This is a genomic window from Streptomyces sp. NPDC101151 (genome assembly GCF_044768335.1).
In the GTDB taxonomy this organism is placed as follows: domain Bacteria; phylum Actinomycetota; class Actinomycetes; order Streptomycetales; family Streptomycetaceae; genus Streptomyces.
In genome coordinates this window covers 162,611-181,589 of sequence record NZ_JBIWPP010000008.1, presented here as the reverse complement: position 1 = coordinate 181,589, position 18,979 = coordinate 162,611, and the positions used below count along the sequence as shown (strand labels likewise).

The window sequence follows — 18,979 nt, the reverse complement described above, 5'->3', positions numbered from 1 at the left end:
CGGCTCTTCTGCTGCGGTCACGGTCGGCTCGGCGCCGCCGACGCGATGCGGGAACTCCCTTGCCGGGCTGCGCGGTCACGCCGCCGCAGGCAGCTCCGGCCGCAGCGGCCAGTCCGTGTTCACCGTCTCCTCCGAGCCGCTGCGCGCGAACCACGCCTGCAGACCGCGCGCCTGCGCCGCGTGCCAGGTGGCCTGGAGCGTGTGCAGCTCCCCAGGGGTCAGACGCTCGAGACGGGCCGCGAAACGGCGGCCCACCGCGCGTACGACGTCCAGCGCCGCCAGCGCGTCCGCCGCCGCGTCGTGCGCGCCCTCCAGCACCACGCCGTAGTGCGCGCACAGATCGGTCAGCGTGCGCCGGCCCTTGCGGTAGCGGTCCAGGTGTTTGTCCAGGACCCGCGGATCGAGCACCTGCAGCGGCGTCGTCTCGAACCAGCGGTCCAGCGAGGAGGCGCGGTGCCGGCGCAACTCCCGGTCCAGCAGTGTGAGGTCGAACGGCGCGTTCATCACCACCAGCGGGCGCCCCATCGCCGCGTGCTCGGCCAGCTGATCGGCTATCTCGTACATCACCGGCGCCGGCCAGCGGCCGTTGTGCTGCAGGTGTTCGTCCGTCAGTCCGTGCACCGCCGTCGCCGCCTCCGGCACCGCAACCCCCGGGTTCACCAACCACCGCGTGATCCGCGGCCGGGTGCCCGGCGCGTCCTGGACGACGACGGCGGCCGACACGATCCGGTCGGTCTCCACGTCGACGCCCGTCGTCTCCGTGTCGAAGGCGGCCAGCGCCCCCTCGTACCAGCACGTCATCTCAACCCAACTCCTTGTTCACCCAGGGCAGGTGACGTTCCGTCTTCTGCCCGTTTGGTGATACCCGGGCCGTTTGCGCCGTACGCCGGAAGGACACAACAGGAGTACGGGTCTTTGCAGTTCAGCGGCCCACGCGGGGAAACTCTTGGCTTGGAAGGCTGTTGGTCATGGCGATAGCGCAGCCCGAGCGGGGCGGGCTGCTGCCCGAACGCACGGGCCCCCTTCGCGGAACGCTCGCGACCACCGCATGCATGGAGACGTTGCAGGTCGGCTATCTGCACGCGGTCGCCGCCGCGGCGGGCTGCTCGCTGTCCCAGCCCTTCCCGGACAACGGCATCGACTGGCACGTCAGCCACAGCGCACCCGGACACACCGTCGACGACGAGGTCACCATCAAGGTGCAGCTGAAGTGCACCTACCAGGTCCCGCCCAACCCGCCGGGCCGCTTCTTCTCCTTCACGCTCGACAACGACCATCTGCGCAAACTCGCCCGCACACCCGTCTCGGTGCACAAGATCCTGGTCGTCATGCTCGTACCGCGCTCCCAGGACGACTGGCTGCGCGCCAGCCACGACCGGCTCGACCTCAGGCACTGCTGCTACTGGGTCAACCTCGCCGGCCACCCGGTCACCGGCCGGCACCGGACCACCGTGCGGATACCGACCTCGCGCATCTTCGACGACCGGGCGCTGTGCGAGATCATGACGCGGGTCGGGACGGGAGGCAGGCCATGAGGATCCGACCGTACGACGAGCCGGTACGGCAGGTCCGGCCGCACCCCGACGACCTCGCCTGGAACCGGCCGCCGGACCCCGCCGAGGTCGACCCCGCCGTGCTCGGCGCCCTGCTGCACCGGCACGGCTGGCAGCGGCGCGGGGGAGCTGCCGGACGCTACGGCCGCTGGACGCCGCCCGGACCGGGCGGCGGCGGGACCAGTCTGCTGGTGCCCGAGAGCCGGGCCTTTCCCGACAGCGACGACCTGCTCGGCGAGGCCCTCGACGCCCTGGCCCGCAGCGACACCCCCGCCGCGCGCGAGGTGCTGATCTCCCTCGCCGTGCCCAGCGACGAGATCCGCTGGTGGCGGGACACCCCGACCGGGCCGGTGGGCGCATCCGCCTGGACGGTCGACGAGCGTCTGCGCTCCGCCGCCCGGCAGATGCTCCTCGCGGCCGCGCTCGCCACGCGCGCGCGGGCCGGCTACTACGGTGCCCGGCACCGCCGGCCCGCCGCCACCCTGCTGGAGGACGTCCTGGTGGGTCCGGCCGCCGAAGGGCGCCGACTGACCGCGTTCGTGCCCGTGCCCACCGGCCGCTCGCTCGCCGTCCGCCTCCACCAGGCCCTGTACGCGGCCCGCGAGGCCATCGACTACCAGCGGGCCACCGGTGGCATGGACGCCTTCGACGGCGCCGTCGAAGCCGGTGTCAGCCGCGAGCTGACCGAGGCGCTGACCACGCTCGTCCGCGGCACCGAGGGCGCCCGCATCGGTATCGCCTGGGCCCCCGGATCCGGTGTGCCCGAGGGCTGCGCCGCCTCCGCCGAACCCGTCGAGTTCTCACCCGGCGACCTGCCCGTGCTCCTCGAGGCCGGCGCCCGCTACCTGCGGGAGGAACCCTCCGTGCCGGTCCGGATCACCGGCGTGGTGGTCCGCCTGCGCCGCTCCGGGCCGCGCGGTGAGGGCACCGTACGGCTGCGGGTCCTCGCGGGCGCCGAGATCCCGCACGTCCGCGTCACCCTGGACGAGGAGGACTACCGCATCGCCGGCCACGCCCACCTCGTCGGACTCCCGGTGCGGGTGCACGGCCGCCTGGAGCGCCGGGGCGGCTTCCGCAGGCTGACCGGCGCCTCCGGGGTCGTACCCGTGCAGGTGGACGACGCCGAGCGGGACCGGCTGATGAAGTCGCTGCAGGAGAATCTCGACTTCTTCGAGGAGGCCTGCGGAGAGGCGTACGGGGGCGAGGACTGAGGGTGACCGTTTAGCGGTCGGTGGTGTCGGGTCGGTACGATCCGTTGTGCGCGCGCTCCTGGTATGGCGCCGCACCCACCTTCAGTCAGGAGAGACCGGTGTCAGACGTCCGTGTGATCATCCAACGCGATTCCGAGCGGGAAGAACGCGTGGTGACGACGGGCACTACGGCCGCCGACCTCTTCGCGGGCGAGCGCTCGATCATCGCCGCGCGTGTGGCCGGCGAGCTGAAGGACCTCGCGTACGAGCTGTCCGACGAGGACGAGGTCGAGGGCGTCGAGATCTCCTCCGAGGACGGTTTGAACATCCTGCGCCACTCCACGGCGCACGTCATGGCGCAGGCCGTGCAGGAGCTGTTCCCCGAGGCCAAGCTGGGCATCGGCCCGCCCGTCAAGGACGGCTTCTACTACGACTTCGACGTCGAGAAGCCGTTCACGCCCGAGGATCTCAAGGCCGTCGAGAAGAAGATGCAGGAGATCCAGAAGCGCGGCCAGCGCTTCTCCCGCCGCGTCGTCACCGACGAGGCCGCCCGCGAGGAGCTGGCGAACGAGCCGTACAAGCTGGAGCTGATCGGTCTCAAGGGCTCGGCGTCGCACGACGACGGCGCGGACGTCGAGGTCGGCGCCGGCGAGCTGACGATCTACGACAACCTGGACGGCAAGACCGGGGAGCTGTGCTGGAAGGACCTCTGCCGCGGTCCCCACCTGCCCTCCACCCGCCTCATCCCGGCGTTCAAACTGATGCGCAACGCGGCCGCCTACTGGCGCGGCAGCGAGAAGAACCCCATGCTCCAGCGCATCTACGGCACCGCCTGGCCGTCCAAGGACGAGCTGAAGGCGTACCTCGACTTCCTCGCCGAGGCAGAGAAGCGCGACCACCGCAAGCTGGGCAACGAGCTGGACCTGTTCTCCATCCCGGAGCAGATCGGGTCCGGCCTCGCCGTCTTCCACCCCAAGGGCGGCATCGTCCGCCGCGTGATGGAGGACTACTCGCGGCGCCGGCACGAGGAAGAGGGCTACGAGTTCGTCTACACCCCGCACGCGACCAAGGGGAAGCTCTTCGAGACCTCGGGCCACCTGGACTGGTACGCCGAGGGCATGTACCCGCCCATGCAGCTCGACGAGGGCGTGGACTACTACCTCAAGCCCATGAACTGCCCGATGCACAACCTGATCTTCGACGCGCGCGGCCGCTCCTACCGTGAACTGCCACTGCGCCTCTTCGAGTTCGGCACCGTGTACCGGTACGAGAAGTCGGGCGTCGTGCACGGCCTGACCCGCGCCCGCGGATTCACCCAGGACGACGCGCACATCTACTGCACCCGTGAGCAGATGTCCGAGGAACTGGACAAGACGCTCACCTTCGTCCTCGGCCTGCTGCGCGACTACGGTCTGACCGACTTCTATCTGGAGCTGTCCACCAAGGACCCGGAGAAGTCCGTCGGCTCGGACGAGGTGTGGGAGGAGGCCACGGAGACCCTCCGCCAGGTCGCCGAGAAGCAGGGTCTGCCCCTGGTTCCCGACCCGGGCGGCGCCGCCTTCTACGGCCCGAAGATCTCCGTCCAGACCAAGGACGCGATCGGCCGCACCTGGCAGATGTCGACGATCCAGCTCGACTTCAACCTGCCGGAGCGCTTCGACCTGGAGTACACGGGCCCCGACGGCGCCAAGCAGCGTCCGGTCATGATCCACCGCGCGCTGTTCGGCTCCATCGAGCGCTTCTTCGCTGTGCTCCTGGAGCACTACGCGGGCGCCTTCCCGGCGTGGCTCGCCCCCGTCCAGGCGATCGGCATCCCGATCGGTGACGCACACGTCGAGTACCTGGAGAAGTTCGCCGCGGCGGCCAAGAAGAAGGGCCTGCGCGTCGAGGTCGACTCCTCCTCGGACCGTATGCAGAAGAAGATCCGCAACGCCCAGAAGCAGAAGGTGCCGTTCATGGTCATCGCGGGCGACGAGGACATGTCGAACGGTTCGGTGTCCTTCCGCTACCGCGACGGCTCGCAGGAGAACGGCATCCCGTTCGACGCGGCCATCGCCAAGATCGCACAGGTCGTGGAGGACCGGGCCCAGGTCTGATCCACGTGCCCGAAGGGCCCTCGGGAGGTTCAGCTTCCCGGGGGCCTTTCGTCGCCCTCGCGCGTGAAGGTCTGCAGCAGCCAGGACGAGAACGAACCCGTCACCGCGCCGAGCAGGGCCAGCCCGGCTGCCATCATCCCGGTCGCGATCACCCGGCCGAGCGTGGTCACCGGGACGATGTCGCCGTAGCCGACCGTGCTGAGGGTCGAGCATGCCCACCACACGGCATCCCCGAACGTCTGCATGGTCGCGCCGGGCGCCCCGCGTTCCTGCTGGTAGACCGCGAGGGCACCGGAGAAGCCGAGCAGCACGGTGGACAGTCCGGCGTAGGAGATCACGCGTGCGTGCAGCGCGAGCCGGGGCTCCCCGCGCTTGCGCTGGATCACCTCGTACAACGGCACCATCCGCAGTGGACGGAACAGGGGCAGGACCACCACGAGCGTGTTCAGCGCATGGCTGAGGACGAAGTGCCACCACCGCTGTCCGCTGAGCCGCCAGCGCACCAGGTAGTCCACGACGAACAGCGCCCACAGGGCCAGCAGCACGAATGCACACAGGTCGCGCCCGAAGGGCGGCAGGCCGACAGCCAGGACGCGGGTTGCGTACGCGGCCGTGAAGACCAGCGACGCGGCGAAGAGGGGGATCTCGGTGCGCTGCTCCCAGCGGGCCAGGGGGCTGTCGTCGTCCACCGGCCAAGCTTGGCCGGGGACCGCCCTCCCATCGCCCCGGCGACACGCCGCGAACGGGCGAAGCCATATGCTGCCTTGCATGACGAGTGAGCCGGAACAGCAGATCGGAGTGGGGACGCAGGACGCGTTCCAGCGCCTGTGGACGCCCCACCGGATGGCCTACATCCAGGGCGAGAACAAGCCGACCGGTCCGGGGGCCGGCGACGGCTGCCCCTTCTGCTCCATCCCGGCCAAGTCCGACGAGGACGGCCTGATCGTCCGCCGCGGTGAGCATGTCTACGCCGTACTCAACCTCTACCCGTACAACGGCGGCCACCTCATGACCGTGCCGTACCGGCACGTGGCCGACTACACGGACCTCACCGGGCCGGAGACCGCCGAGCTGGCCGAGCTGACCAAGCAGGCGATGACCGCCCTGCGCACCGCCTCCGGCGCGCACGGCTTCAACATCGGCATGAACCAGGGCACGGTGGCCGGCGCCGGCATCGCCGCCCACCTGCACCAGCACATCGTCCCGCGCTGGGGCGGCGACACGAACTTCATGCCGGTGGTCGGCCACACGAAGGTGCTCCCGCAGCTCCTGGCGGACACCCGCAAGATGCTCGCGGAAGCCTGGCCGGCGTAGGTGCCCGGGCCCTCGGCCGGGGGCACCCCTACGCGTCGTACGAGTCCGCCTTCCTGGGCGTCGGGTCCTGCACCAGTCCGCTGAGGATGGACGAGCGGTTGCCGAACTTCTCGGTGTCCACGCCGTTCTCCCGCAGGACCCTTATGGCGGCCGAGTGCACCACGCGCAGGACCGGCGTGGCCGCGCGCAGCGCGTCGTCGGCCATGAAGCGGTGCCGCCACGGCTGGTCCGCCCAGGCGTGCCGCAGCCCGAAGGGCTCGGGCAGGACGAGGGAGCCGCCGAGCCAGTTGAGCAGCGGCGGATACCAGGTCAGCGGCGCGCGCGCGGCGAGCCGTACCACCTCGTCGGTGGGGACCAGCGGAAGCTTGACCGTCCGGGTCTCCCAGGGCTTGAAGGACTTGGTGACCTGCTTGGTCGGGGCCTCCGGCTTCGCGGTGAACAGCGGGTTCACCGGGCCCAGGGCGTGCCCGGTGACCTCGATGCGCAGCGTCTCGTGCAGCACGGTCACCGTGATCAGCATGGTGATCACCAGCTGGCCGTCCCACAACGTCCACTGCACGCCCAGGTAGTGCCGGTCGCCGCTGCCGAACTGCTGCTTGTTGCAGATGTCCTGTATGGCGTGCTGCTTGACCTGGAACGCCTCGACATCCGTGCCCTCCGGCCGGGACACCGCCTTCGCGTTCTCCCCGATCGGAGTGACGATCCAGTGCCGTATCGAGGGCCGGGGGAAGCCGCCGGTGTTCAGCGGACCGCGCTCCAGCATGCGCAACTGGTCGTGGATCGCGCGTATCACGTCCCAGCTGCGGAAGGGGTGGATCTCCCGGGTGGGGTCGGCGGGCACCAGGTCCTCGGCGAGCTGCCAGGCACCCCAGCGGGTGCCCATGCCGAGTATGCCCTTGGGGCCGGCGTAGAAGACCGAGTTGGACCGCTGCTCGGCGCTGAGCCGGGCCAGCGACTGGCGCAGCTGCTCGGCCTGGGTCTGGCCGGGGCTGCTCGGCACGGCCTCCGGGACCTTGGCTCCGATGCTGCTGCCCGAGAGCAGCCCGCTCCAGCGCGCCCGCAGATCCTTCGCGGTGCGCTCGCAGATCTGCTTGGCCCACAGCCAGCCCAGCACCGGAGCCACGACAGCCGCACGCGCGTACCACGCCCAGAAGCCGGTGAACGGCATCTTCAGCAGGAACAGCGCGGCGAGCACCCCGACCCCGGTGAGCAGAGCGGTGGCCAGCGCCCCGGCCCGCTTGTCGTCGCGCCTGGCGATGAACGTGCGGAGCTGGAAGACCAGCAGCCAGCCGATGAGCCCCGGCAGGAAGATCACGCCGCACAGCACCATGACGGTGGACAGCCGGTTGTCGCGCTCCCGGCGGATGCGGTTGGCCGCCAGGCAGTGCTCCACCACGACCTGGGGCTCGGCGCCGAAGGACTGGATGAGGGGACTGCGGCCCGGAGCGAGCATGCGGTCGGCGACCGCCCGGGAGAACGCCTCGCCGAGATTCGGCTTGAGCAGGGCGATCCGGCCCGGCTTGACGGTGGACTGATGCCACTCGTTGTCGGTCTTCTTGACGTCCTCGACCCCGTTGTCCCGGTAGGCGGCCGAGGCCAGCGCGAAGGTCGCCGCCTGGCCCTCGTCACCGGAGACGGGCACCTGCGGTCCGTCCCACTCCGTTCCAACCGACATTCCCGCCCCCATCGCCGCCGGTGTCGCTTCTGCGGCCTTCCCGACTTCCCTGCCCCGCACACCTGTTGCACAGGCCGCCGTGCCGACTCCGCAGTCATGACCGCACGAGTTCGGCACGCCGTGATCAGGTGATCAGCGTATCCGCAGCAACTGACACCGCGTCGGCGGACGGCCGAAGCCGCCCGCCGGCGCACGGAGTCCACCGGTGGTGAACTACTAGGATTCGCCCGCCTGTTCGCGGATCCGCTCGGCGATCTGCGGCGGCATCGGCTCGTGCCGCGCGTACGCACGGTTGAAGCGGGCCGTGCCGTGCGACAGGGAGCGCAGGTCGATCGCATAGCGGCCGATCTCGAACTCCGGCACCTCCGCCCGGACCAGGGTCCGTCCGGCGCCCACCTGTTCGGTGCCGAGCACCCGGCCGCGCCGGCTCGACAGGTCGCTCATCACCGCGCCCACGTAGTCGTCGGCCACCAGCACGGTCACCTCGGCCACCGGCTCCAGCAGATGGATCCGCGTATCGGCCGAGGCCTCGCGCAGGGCCAGCGCACCCGCCGTCTGGAAGGCGGCGTCGGACGAGTCCACCGAGTGGGCCTTGCCGTCCAGCAGCGTGATCCGCACGTCCACGAGCGGATAACCGGCCGCCACTCCCTTGGCGGCCTGCGCCCGCACGCCCTTCTCCACGGACGGGATGAACTGGCGCGGTACGGCACCGCCCACCACCTTGTCCACGAACTCGATGCCCGAGCCGCCCGGCAGCGGCTCCACCTCGATCTCGCAGATCGCGTACTGTCCGTGCCCGCCGGACTGCTTCACGTGCCGGCCGCGCCCGGCGGCCTTGCTCGCGAACGTCTCCCGGAGGGAGACCTTGTGCGGGACGACGTCGACCTGGACGCCGTACCGGTTGCGCAGCCGCTCCAGCGCGACGTCCGCGTGGGCCTCGCCCAGGCACCACAGAACCACCTGGTGCGTGTCCTGGTTCTGCTCCAGACGCATCGTCGGGTCCTCGGCGACCAGTCGGGACAGGCCCTGGGAGAGCTTGTCCTCGTCGGCCTTGCTGTGCGCCTGGATGGCGAGCGGCAGCAGCGGGTCCGGCATCTGCCAGGGCTCCATCAGCAGCGGGTCGTCCTTGGCCGACAGCGTGTCCCCGGTCTCGGCGCGGCCCAGCTTGGCCACGCACACCAGGTCGCCCGCGACGGCGTGCGTCACCGGGCGCTGCTGTTTGCCGAACGCCATGGACAGCGCGCCGATCCGTTCGTCGACGTCGTGGTCCTCGTGCCCGCGGTCGGCCAGGCCGTGCCCGGACACGTGCACCGTCTCGTCGGGGCGCAGGGTGCCGGAGAAGACCCGGACGAGCGAGATACGGCCGACGTAGGGGTCGGAGGCCGTCTTGACGACCTCGGCGACCAGCGGACCGTCCGTGTCGCAGGCCTTCAGCTCGCGCGGCTTGCCGTCGATCGTGGTGACCCCGGGCATGGGGTGTTCGAACGGGGTGGGGAACCCGCCGGTGACCAGTTCCAGCAGCTCGACCGTGCCGAGGCCCTGCCGCGCGCCGTCGGCGGCGGGGGCGGCCGCCAGGACGGGGAAGAAGGTGCCGCGGGCGACGGCCCGCTCCAGGTCCTCGATCAGTGTCTTCACATCGACCTGCTCGCCGCCGAGGTAGCGGTCCATGAGGGTCTCGTCCTCGCTCTCGGCGATGATGCCCTCGATGAGCCGGTTGCGGGCCCGCTCGATGTCCGGCAGCTGGTCCTCGCCGGGCTCCGACTCCTTGCGCTCACCGGACGCGTAGTCGAACAGCTTCTGCGACAGCAGCCCGATCAGCCCGGTCACGGGCGCGTGCCCGTCGGGTCCCTCGGGGCCGCGCAGCGGCAGGTACAGCGGCAGCACGGCGTCGGGGTCGTCGGCGCCGAACGCCTCCGCGCACACCCGGGTCATCTCCTCGAAGTCCGCGCGGGCGGCCTCCAGGTGCGTGATCACGATCGCCCGTGGCATGCCGACGGCCTGGCACTCCTCCCACACCATGCGGGTCGAGCCGTCCACCCCGTCCGCGGCCGAGACGACGAAGAGGGCCGCGTCCGCCGCTCGCAGACCGGCCCTCAGTTCCCCGACGAAGTCGGCGTACCCGGGGGTGTCGAGAACATTGATCTTGATGCCGTCCCATTCGACCGGGACCAGCGAGAGCTGTACCGAGCGTTGCTGCCGGTGCTCGATGTCGTCGTAGTCGGAGACGGTGCCGCCGTCCTCCACCCGGCCCGCCCGGTTCACCGCCCCCGCGGACAGCGCGAGAGCCTCCACCAAAGTCGTCTTGCCCGAACCGGAGTGGCCGACCAGCACCACATTCCGTACGGACGCGGGGTGGTCGGCCGCTACTGCCCTGCCGGCGGCTCCGGGGTGGGTATGTGCCTTGTCGCCCATGATCCTGCCTCCCGTGCACGGTGAGGTCACTGTGGGCGCGGACACGCGGCACCGCGTGCACTGGCGGCTCCTGCGACGCCCGCGGTCCTTCGAGCTTTCCACTCCCGTCATGCGGCGTCCATACGACGGACGCCGATCGCGCCACGCGCGCCCCGCGCGAGCGGGTGTGCACCGGATCGCGGCACGGCTGCGGGTGCCCGCCCGTCACGTGCACGCGCGCGTGGCTACGATGGGCCAGCCGGCGACCACCAGGGCCGCGGCGACACCGACCGTCGGGAAGGCCATGCTGAACAAGTACGCGCGTGCATTTTTCACGCGTGTCCTCACACCGTTCGCCGCGTTTCTCATCCGGCGAGGGGTGAGCCCCGACACGGTCACGCTCATCGGCACGGCCGGCGTGGTCGCGGGCGCGCTGGTCTTCTACCCCCGGGGCGAGTTCTTCTGGGGCACGATCGTGATCACCCTGTTCGTCTTCTCCGACCTGGTCGACGGCAACATGGCCCGTCAGCTGGGCCGCTCCAGCCGCTGGGGCGCCTTCCTCGACTCGACCCTGGACCGGGTCGCCGACGGCGCGATCTTCGGCGGCTTCGCCCTGTGGTACGCGGGCAACGGCAACGACAACGTCCTGTGCGCGGTCTCGATCTTCTGCCTGGCCAGTGGCCAGGTGGTGTCGTACACGAAGGCGCGCGGCGAGTCGATCGGGCTTCCCGTCGCCGTCAACGGGCTCGTCGAACGCGCCGAGCGGCTGGTGATCTCGCTGGTGGCGGCCGGTCTCGCGGGCTTCCACAAGTTCGGCGTGCCCGGCATCCAGTGGCTGCTGCCGATCGCCCTGTGGATCGTCGCCGTGGGCAGCCTCGTCACGCTGATCCAGCGGGTCGTCACCGTCCGCCGCGAGTCGGCGGAGGCGGAGGCGGCGCAGCAGAACGCGTCGCAGGGGAGCGAGGCGGCGAAGTGAGCACCGCCGACCGGCTCACCGACGCGCTGTACGGCCTCGGCTGGAGCACCGTCAAGAAGCTCCCCGAACCCGCCGCGGTCCGGCTCGGCCGGAGCGTCGCCGACCTCGCCTGGAAGCAGCGCGGCAAGGGAGTCCTCAGGCTGGAGTCGAACTACGCGCGCGTGGTGCCCGACGCCACCCCCGAGCGGCTCGCCGAGCTCTCCCGCGCCGGTATGCGCTCCTACCTGCGCTACTGGATGGAGTCCTTCCGGCTGCCCGCCTGGAGCGCCGAGCGCGTGAAGTCGGGTTTTGAATGCAAGGACGCGCACTACCTGTCCGACGGGATCGCCTCACCGAGGGGCCTGATCCTCGCGCTGCCTCACATGGCCAACTGGGACCTGGCCGGCGCTTGGGTCACCACCGAGCTGGAGACGCCGTTCACCACGGTCGCCGAGCGTCTGAAGCCCGAGACGCTCTACGACCGCTTCGTCGCCTACCGCGAGAGCCTCGGCATGGAAGTCCTGCCGCACAGCGGCGGCACAGCCTTCGGCACCCTGGCCCGGCGGCTGCGCGACGGCGGCCTGGTCTGCCTGGTCGCCGACCGCGACCTGTCCGCGTCCGGCGTCGAGGTCGAGTTCTTCGGCGCACGGACCCGGATGCCCGCGGGCCCGGCCCTGCTCGCCCAGCAGACCGGCGCCCTGCTGATGCCCGTCACGCTCTGGTACGACGACTCGCCCGTCATGAAGGGCCAGGTGCATCCCCCGATCGAGGTACCGGAGTCAGGCACCCGGGCCGAGAAGACGTCCGTCATGACACAGGCACTGGCCGACGTCTTCGCCACCGGGATCGCCGACCACCCGGAGGACTGGCACATGCTGCAGCGTCTGTGGCTCTCCGACCTCGACCCCGCGAAGGGACCCGCGTGAGAATCGGGATCGTCTGCCCGTACTCCTGGGACGTGCCCGGGGGCGTCCAGTTCCACATCCGCGACCTCGCCGAGTACTTCATCCGTCTCGGCCACGAAGTCTCCGTCCTCGCTCCCGCCGACGACGACACCCCGCTGCCGCCGTACGTCGTCTCGGCAGGCCGCGCGGTCCCGGTGCCGTACAACGGCTCGGTGGCCCGTCTGAACTTCGGTTTCCTGTCCGCCGCGCGGGTGCGGCGCTGGCTGCACGACGGCGCCTTCGACGTGGTCCACATCCACGAGCCGACCTCCCCGTCGCTCGGCCTGCTGACCTGCTGGGCGGCCCAGGGCCCCATCGTGGCCACCTTTCACACCTCCAATCCGCGTTCGCGCGCGATGATCGCCGCGTACTCGATCCTGCAGGCCGCGCTGGAGAAGATCAGCGCACGGATCGCGGTCAGCGAGTACGCCCGGCGCACCCTGGTCGAGCACCTGGGCGGCGACGCGGTGGTCATCCCCAACGGCGTCGATGTCGACTTCTTCGCCAAGGCCGACCCCAAGCCGGAGTGGCAGGGCGAGACGCTCGGCTTCATCGGCCGTATCGACGAGCCCCGCAAGGGCCTTCCGGTCCTGATGCAGGCCCTGCCGAAGATCCTCGCCGCCCGCCCGCAGACCCGGCTGCTGGTCGCGGGACGCGGCGACGAGGAGGCCGCCGTCGAGGACCTGCCGAAGGAACTGCGCTCCCGAGTCGAGTTCCTCGGCATGGTCAGCGACGAGGACAAGGCGCGCTTCCTGCGCAGCGTCGACCTGTACATCGCGCCCAACACCGGCGGCGAGAGCTTCGGCATCATCCTCGTCGAGGCCATGTCGGCGGGCGCCCCCGTCCTCGCCTCCGACCTGGACGCCTTCGTCCAGGTCCTCGACCAGGGCGCGGCGGGCGAGGTCTTCGCCAACGAGAACGCCGACGCACTGGCCGACGCGGCCGTACGCCTGCTGGCCGACCCGGCCCGGCGGGCCGAACTGCGGCAGCGGGGCAGCGCCCATGTGCGGCGCTTCGACTGGTCGACGGTCGGCGCGGACATCCTGTCGGTGTACGAGACGGTCACGGCCGGGACGGACGCGGTGGCCACGGACGAGCGGACGGGCCTACGAGCCCGATTCGGACTGGCACGGGACTGAGGCCGGGGGACCTGTCCTCGCGGTGCGGCCGACCCGGGCGGTGCCTGGCCGACCCCAGGAACGCGAGGTCGGCCCGGGCGGCTCGGGGCCGGCCCGAAGAGCGTGCGGCCGGTCCGAGCACCGTGGAGCCGGCCGGCGCGGGACGCCGACGGCTGCCGAGCCGGCTGCGGCACCCCGATAGCCTTCGCCCGTGACCGCAACCCTCATCTGGATCCTTGTCGCGCTCGTCGCCGTCGGCCTGTACCTGAGCTGGACGGCCGGGCGGCTGGACCGGCTGCATGTGCGGATGGACGCCGCACGGGCCGCGCTGGACGCCCAACTGCTGCGCCGGGCCTCCGTGACGCAGGAACTGGCGACCTCGGGCGTGCTGGATCCCGCCGCCTCGATCGTGCTCTACGAGGCCGCGCACGCCGCCCGGCAGGCCGAGGAGGAGCAGCGGGAGGTGGCCGAGAGCGAGCTGAGCCAGGCCCTGCGGGCGGTGTTCGAGGACCCGCAGCAGGTCGAGGCCGTACGGGAGGCTCCGGGCGGCGAGGCGGCGGCCCTGGAGCTGGCCGAGGCCGTGCGCCGGGTCCCCATGGCCCGCCGCTTCCTCAACGACGCCGTGGGCGCCGCCCGCAGGCTCCGGGAGCACCGCAAGGTGCGCTGGTTCCGGCTGGCCGGCCACGCCCCCTTCCCGCTGGCCTTCGAGATGGACGACGAGCCGCCCGCGGCCCTGGTGGACCGGATGGCCTGAGCCCGGCGCTGCCCCCGCCAGGCCAAAAGGATCCACCGGCCTGCCATTGGCCCTTGCTGTGGCCTGGTCCACTCGCGTTTCCTCTCTGGAGTAGAAACCCTCTTTCACTTCAGTGAGGTCACCCGTGTCCACCATCGAGAACCAGGCTCCCGAGACCGGCACCGCCCGCGTGAAGCGCGGCATGGCCGAGCAGCTCAAGGGCGGCGTGATCATGGACGTCGTCACCCCGGAGCAGGCGAAGATCGCCGAGGACGCGGGCGCCGTCGCGGTCATGGCCCTCGAGCGGGTCCCGGCCGACATCCGCAAGGACGGCGGCGTGGCCCGCATGTCCGACCCGGACATGATCGAGGGCATCATCAGTGCCGTCTCCATCCCGGTCATGGCCAAGTCCCGCATCGGCCACTTCGTCGAGGCCCAGGTCCTGCAGTCCCTCGGCGTGGACTACATCGACGAGTCCGAGGTCCTCACCCCGGCCGACGAGGTCAACCACTCCGACAAGTGGGCCTTCACCACGCCCTTCGTCTGCGGTGCCACCAACCTCGGTGAGGCCCTGCGCCGCATCGCCGAGGGCGCGGCCATGATCCGTTCCAAGGGCGAGGCCGGCACCGGCAATGTCGTCGAGGCCGTCCGCCACCTGCGCCAGATCAAGAACGAGATCGCCCGCCTGCGCGGCTACGACAACAACGAGCTGTACGCCGCCGCCAAGGAGCTGCGTGCCCCGTACGAGCTGGTCAAGGAGGTCGCCGAGCTGGGCAAGCTCCCGGTGGTCCTCTTCTCCGCCGGTGGCGTCGCCACCCCGGCCGACGCCGCCCTGATGCGTCAGCTCGGCGCCGAGGGTGTGTTCGTGGGCTCCGGCATCTTCAAGTCCGGTGACCCGGCCAAGCGCGCCGCCGCCATCGTGAAGGCCACCACCTTCTACGACGACCCGAAGATCATCGCGGACGCGTCCCGCGACCTGGGCGAGGCCATGGTCGGCATCAACTGCGACACCCTCCCCGAGACCGAGCGCTACGCCAACCGCGGCTGGTAAGGCACCGGTACACATGAGCACCCCCGTCATTGGCGTCCTGGCCCTCCAGGGCGACGTACGGGAGCACCTCATCGCCCTGGCCGCGGCGGACGCCGTGGCCAGGCCGGTGCGGCGCCCCGAGGAACTCGCCGAGGTCGACGGCCTCGTCATACCCGGCGGCGAGTCCACCACCATCTCCAAGCTGGCCGTCCTCTTCGGAGTGATGGAGCCGCTGCGCACGCGCGTGCACGACGGCATGCCCGTCTACGGCACCTGCGCCGGCATGATCATGCTCGCCGACAAGATCCTCGACCCGCGTTCGGGCCAGGAGACCATCGGCGGTATCGACATGATCGTGCGCCGCAACGCCTTCGGACGGCAGAACGAGTCGTTCGAGGCAGCGGTCGACGTCAAGGGAGTCGAGGGCGATCCTGTAGAGGGCGTCTTCATCCGCGCCCCGTGGGTCGAGTCCGTCGGAGCCGAGGCCGAGGTGCTCGCCGAGCACGACGGCCACATCGTCGCGGTCCGCCAGGGCAACGCGCTGGCCACGTCGTTCCACCCGGAACTGACCGGGGACCACCGCGTGCACGCTCTGTTCGTCGACATCGTGCGCGCCAACCGGACACCGGAGTCCTTGTAGGATCTCTGGAGTTCGTTGCAGAGATGGGTTACGCGAAGGAGACAGGCAGATGTCCGGCCACTCTAAATGGGCTACGACGAAGCACAAGAAGGCCGTGATCGACGCCAAGCGCGGCAAACTCTTCGCGAAGTTGATCAAGAACATCGAGGTCGCGGCGCGTATGGGCGGCGTCGACATCGACGGGAACCCGACGCTCTACGACGCCATCCAGAAGGCCAAGAAGCAGTCCGTCCCCAACAAGAACATCGACTCCGCGGTCAAGCGCGGCGGCGGTCTCGAGGCCGGCGGCGCCGACTACGAGACGATCATGTACGAGGGTTACGGCCCGAACGGTGTCGCGGTGCTCATCGAGTGCCTCACCGACAACCGCAACCGCGCCGCCTCCGACGTCCGCGTCGCCATGACCCGCAACGGCGGCAACATGGCCGACCCCGGCTCGGTGTCGTACCTCTTCAACCGCAAGGGCGTCGTCATCGTCCCCAAGGGCGAGCTGACCGAGGACGACGTCCTGAGTGCCGTCCTGGACGCGGGTGCCGAGGAGGTCAACGACCTCGGTGAGTCCTTCGAGGTGCTCAGCGAGGCCACCGACATGGTCGCCGTCCGCACCGCTCTCCAGGACGCGGGGATCGACTACGACTCCGCCGAGGCCAACTTCGTCCCGACCATGCAGGTCGAGCTGGACGAGGACGGCGCCAAGAAGATCTTCAAGCTGATCGACGCGCTCGAGGACAGCGACGACGTGCAGAACGTCTTCGCCAACTTCGACGTCAGCGACGAGGTCATGGAGAAGGTCGACGCGTAACGCCGCCGCTCTGCACGGCTGACCGGGCCGACGGGACACGTCCCGTCGGCCCGTCGCGTTGCCGGGCGTTGGTGCGATGCGTTGTCGGTGGCACCCGATAGCCTGCACGAACTGGGGATTCCGCCCGGCCCTGGCTGGGGGAGGTCGAAGGAAGGGGGCGCGCGTGCGCGTACTGGGGGTGGACCCCGGGCTGACGCGGTGCGGTGTCGGCGTGGTCGAGGGCGTCGCGGGCCGGCCGCTCACCATGCTCGGCGTCGGTGTCGTACGCACGCCCGCGGACGCCGAACTCAGCCACCGGCTGCTCGCCGTCGAGGAGGGCATCGAGCAGTGGCTGGACGAGCACCGGCCCGAGTTCGTCGCCGTCGAGCGCGTCTTCAGCCAGCACAACGTGCGCACCGTCATGGGCACCGCCCAGGCCAGCGCCGTCGCCATGCTGTGCGCCGCCCGGCGCGGCATCCCGGTCGCCCTGCACACCCCCAGCGAGGTCAAGGCAGCCGTCACCGGCAGCGGCCGTGCCGACAAGGCCCAGGTCGGAGCCATGGTCACCCGCCTGCTGCGGCTCAGCGCACCGCCCAGGCCCGCCGATGCCGCCGACGCCCTCGCGCTCGCCATCTGCCACATCTGGCGCGCCCCCGCCCAGAACCGGCTCCAGCAGGCCGTCGCCCGGCACACAGTCCACGCAACGAAAGGCCGTACGGCATGATCGCGTTCGTCAGCGGCCCGGTCGCCGCGCTCGCCCCCGACTCCGCGGTGGTCGAGGTGGGCGGCATCGGCATCGCCGTCCAGTGCACCCCGAACACGCTCTCCGGCCTGCGCATGGGCCGCCAGACGAAGCTCGCCACCTCCCTGGTGGTGCGCGAGGACTCGCTGACCCTGTACGGCTTCGCCGAGGACGACGAGCGCCAGGTCTTCGAGCTGCTGCAGACCGCGAGCGGGGTCGGTCCGCGCCTGGCCCAGGCGATGCTCGCCGTGCACTCGCCGGACGCGCTGCGCCGCGCCGTCGCCACGGGTGACGAGAAGGCCCTCACGGCCGTACCCGGCATCGGCAAGAAGGGTGCGCAGAAGCTGCTGCTGGATCTGAAGGACCGGCTCGGCGCACCCGTCGGCGCCCCCACGGTGGGCGCCCCGGTCTCCCAGGGCTGGCGCGACCAGCTGCACGCGGCCCTCATCGGCCTCGGCTACGCCACCCGCGAGGCCGACGAGGCCGTGGCCGTCGTGACCCCCCAGGCCGAGGCCGCCGGCGGCACACCGCAGGTGGGCCCGCTGCTGAAGGCCGCCCTGCAGACCCTGAACCGCGCCCGCTGACCAGCCGCCGCGCCACCCCAGCTAGGAGAACTTCGTGAACTGGGACGACACGACCGACACCTCCGCCGAGGAGCGGCTCGTCGGCGCGTCCGCCGACCGGGAGGACCAGGCCGTCGAGGCCGCCCTGCGCCCCAAGGACCTCGGCGAGTTCATCGGCCAGGAGAAGGTCCGCGAGCAGCTCGACCTCGTCCTGCGCGCCGCACGCGCGCGTGGGGCCACCGCCGACCATGTGCTGCTCTCGGGCGCGCCCGGCCTGGGCAAGACGACCTTGTCGATGATCATCGCGGCCGAGATGGGCGCCCCCATCCGCATCACCTCGGGCCCCGCCATCCAGCACGCCGGCGACCTCGCCGCGATCCTCTCCTCCCTCCAGGAGGGCGAGGTCCTTTTCCTGGACGAGATCCACCGCATGTCCCGGCCCGCCGAGGAGATGCTGTACATGGCCATGGAGGACTTCCGCGTCGACGTCATCGTCGGCAAGGGCCCCGGCGCCACCGCCATCCCGCTGGAGCTGCCCCCGTTCACCCTGGTCGGCGCCACCACGCGCGCGGGCCTGCTGCCGCCCCCGCTGCGCGACCGTTTCGGCTTCACCGGGCACATGGAGTTCTACGAGCCCGCCGAGCTGGAGCGGGTCGTGCACCGCTCGGCGAGCCTGCTCGACGTCGAGATCGACCGCGACGGCGCCACCGAGATCGCAGGCCGCTCCCGCGGCACGCCCCGCATCGCCAACCGGCTGCTGCGCCGTGTGCGCGACTATGCGCAGGTCAAGGCCGACGGCCTGATCACCCGCGAGATCGCCGCGGCCGCCCTCGCCGTCTACGAAGTCGACGCGCGCGGTCTCGACCGCCTCGACCGGGCCGTCCTGCAGGCGCTGCTCAAGCTGTTCGGCGGCGGCCCCGTGGGCCTGTCCACCCTGGCGGTCGCGGTGGGGGAGGAGCGCGAAACGGTCGAGGAGGTGGCCGAACCGTTCCTCGTGCGGGAGGGCCTGCTCGCCCGCACCCCGCGCGGCCGGGTCGCGACGCCGGCGGCATGGGCGCATCTCGGCCTGACCCCGCCGCACTCGCAGGCTGCGGGAAACGGACAACAGGACCTGTTCGGGGCGTGATGACTTCGTGACGGCGAGGACATTGGCCGGGTCAGGAACCCAGGTGCCATGCTGAGCGTTGTTCCATGCACGCGGACTCGCTTAGACTCCGCCGATGCCGCCCATGCGGGCGGCGCCGACCAACCCCC

The 18,979-nt window shown here is 71.0% G+C and carries 18 protein-coding genes; 14 read left to right on the top strand and 4 right to left on the bottom strand.

Annotated elements, in window-relative coordinates:
- Window positions 1-75 precede the first annotated feature (75 nt).
- Complete coding sequence (locus ACIRU3_RS17855; protein ID WP_404057178.1) at window positions 76-801, bottom strand: 3'-5' exonuclease; 726 nt, start codon at window positions 799-801, stop codon at window positions 76-78.
- A gap of 167 nt (window positions 802-968) precedes the next feature.
- On the opposite strand from ACIRU3_RS17855, the gene ACIRU3_RS17850 reads away from it, so the two are divergent.
- From ACIRU3_RS17850 to thrS, 3 genes are all read left to right on the top strand, one after another.
- Window positions 969-1,535, top strand: a complete 567-nt coding sequence (locus ACIRU3_RS17850) for a DUF4365 domain-containing protein (protein ID WP_067312505.1) — start codon at window positions 969-971, stop codon at window positions 1,533-1,535.
- The gene (locus ACIRU3_RS17845) at window positions 1,532-2,764 is read left to right on the top strand and encodes a hypothetical protein (RefSeq protein WP_404057177.1); all 1,233 of its coding nucleotides are present in this window, start codon (window positions 1,532-1,534) and stop codon (window positions 2,762-2,764) included. Before ACIRU3_RS17850 ends, ACIRU3_RS17845 begins: the two co-directional genes overlap by 4 nt.
- A gap of 98 nt (window positions 2,765-2,862) precedes the next feature.
- Window positions 2,863-4,839 (top strand): threonine--tRNA ligase, encoded by a 1,977-nt coding sequence (thrS, locus tag ACIRU3_RS17840; protein WP_404057176.1) that lies wholly within the window; start codon window positions 2,863-2,865, stop codon window positions 4,837-4,839.
- A gap of 29 nt (window positions 4,840-4,868) precedes the next feature.
- Here thrS and ACIRU3_RS17835 read toward each other — a convergent pair whose 3' ends face one another.
- Window positions 4,869-5,528 (bottom strand): potassium channel family protein, encoded by a 660-nt coding sequence (locus ACIRU3_RS17835; protein WP_404057175.1) that lies wholly within the window; start codon window positions 5,526-5,528, stop codon window positions 4,869-4,871.
- Between the two features lie 67 nt (window positions 5,529-5,595).
- Here ACIRU3_RS17835 and ACIRU3_RS17830 point away from each other — a divergent pair, with 67 nt between their 5' ends.
- Entirely contained in the window at window positions 5,596-6,153 is a 558-nt protein-coding gene (locus ACIRU3_RS17830; protein WP_094220700.1) for an HIT domain-containing protein, read from the top strand.
- A 28-nt stretch (window positions 6,154-6,181) separates the two neighbouring features.
- On the opposite strand, the gene ACIRU3_RS17825 is transcribed toward ACIRU3_RS17830, so the two are convergent.
- Complete coding sequence (locus tag ACIRU3_RS17825; RefSeq protein WP_404057174.1) at window positions 6,182-7,828, bottom strand: hypothetical protein; 1,647 nt, start codon at window positions 7,826-7,828, stop codon at window positions 6,182-6,184.
- A gap of 216 nt (window positions 7,829-8,044) precedes the next feature.
- A complete protein-coding gene (locus ACIRU3_RS17820) occupies window positions 8,045-10,240 on the bottom strand; it encodes an elongation factor G-like protein EF-G2 (RefSeq protein WP_404057173.1) in 2,196 nt (731 codons plus the stop codon).
- Between the two features lie 283 nt (window positions 10,241-10,523).
- Between ACIRU3_RS17820 and pgsA the strand changes: the two genes are divergently transcribed.
- The 10 genes from pgsA (at window position 10,524) to ruvB (ending at window position 18,851) form a co-directional block, all read left to right on the top strand.
- Window positions 10,524-11,195, top strand: coding sequence for a phosphatidylinositol phosphate synthase (gene pgsA / locus ACIRU3_RS17815; protein ID WP_404057420.1), 672 nt, complete (start codon window positions 10,524-10,526; stop codon window positions 11,193-11,195).
- Window positions 11,192-12,100, top strand: coding sequence for a phosphatidylinositol mannoside acyltransferase (locus tag ACIRU3_RS17810; protein WP_404057172.1), 909 nt, complete (start codon window positions 11,192-11,194; stop codon window positions 12,098-12,100). The genes pgsA and ACIRU3_RS17810 overlap by 4 nt, the downstream gene beginning before the upstream one ends.
- Window positions 12,097-13,257, top strand: a complete 1,161-nt coding sequence (locus ACIRU3_RS17805) for a glycosyltransferase family 4 protein (RefSeq protein ID WP_404057171.1) — start codon at window positions 12,097-12,099, stop codon at window positions 13,255-13,257. Before ACIRU3_RS17810 ends, ACIRU3_RS17805 begins: the two co-directional genes overlap by 4 nt.
- A 190-nt stretch (window positions 13,258-13,447) precedes the next feature.
- Window positions 13,448-13,990: a hypothetical protein gene (locus tag ACIRU3_RS17800; protein WP_404057170.1), complete on the top strand. Its 543-nt coding sequence runs from the start codon at window positions 13,448-13,450 to the stop codon at window positions 13,988-13,990.
- A 124-nt stretch (window positions 13,991-14,114) separates the two neighbouring features.
- Window positions 14,115-15,020, top strand: coding sequence for a pyridoxal 5'-phosphate synthase lyase subunit PdxS (gene pdxS, locus ACIRU3_RS17795; protein ID WP_404057169.1), 906 nt, complete (start codon window positions 14,115-14,117; stop codon window positions 15,018-15,020).
- Window positions 15,021-15,033: 13 nt separating this feature from the next.
- Window positions 15,034-15,639 (top strand): pyridoxal 5'-phosphate synthase glutaminase subunit PdxT, encoded by a 606-nt coding sequence (gene pdxT, locus ACIRU3_RS17790; RefSeq protein ID WP_404057168.1) that lies wholly within the window; start codon window positions 15,034-15,036, stop codon window positions 15,637-15,639.
- Between the two features lie 49 nt (window positions 15,640-15,688).
- Window positions 15,689-16,441 (top strand): YebC/PmpR family DNA-binding transcriptional regulator, encoded by a 753-nt coding sequence (locus tag ACIRU3_RS17785; RefSeq protein ID WP_404057167.1) that lies wholly within the window; start codon window positions 15,689-15,691, stop codon window positions 16,439-16,441.
- Between the two features lie 163 nt (window positions 16,442-16,604).
- Entirely contained in the window at window positions 16,605-17,144 is a 540-nt protein-coding gene (ruvC, locus tag ACIRU3_RS17780) for a crossover junction endodeoxyribonuclease RuvC (protein WP_404057166.1), read from the top strand.
- Window positions 17,141-17,746: a Holliday junction branch migration protein RuvA gene (ruvA, locus tag ACIRU3_RS17775; RefSeq protein ID WP_404057165.1), complete on the top strand. Its 606-nt coding sequence runs from the start codon at window positions 17,141-17,143 to the stop codon at window positions 17,744-17,746. The genes ruvC and ruvA overlap by 4 nt, the downstream gene beginning before the upstream one ends.
- Window positions 17,747-17,780: 34 nt before the next feature.
- Window positions 17,781-18,851, top strand: a complete 1,071-nt coding sequence (gene ruvB, locus ACIRU3_RS17770) for a Holliday junction branch migration DNA helicase RuvB (protein WP_404057164.1) — start codon at window positions 17,781-17,783, stop codon at window positions 18,849-18,851.
- Window positions 18,852-18,979 lie beyond the last annotated feature (128 nt).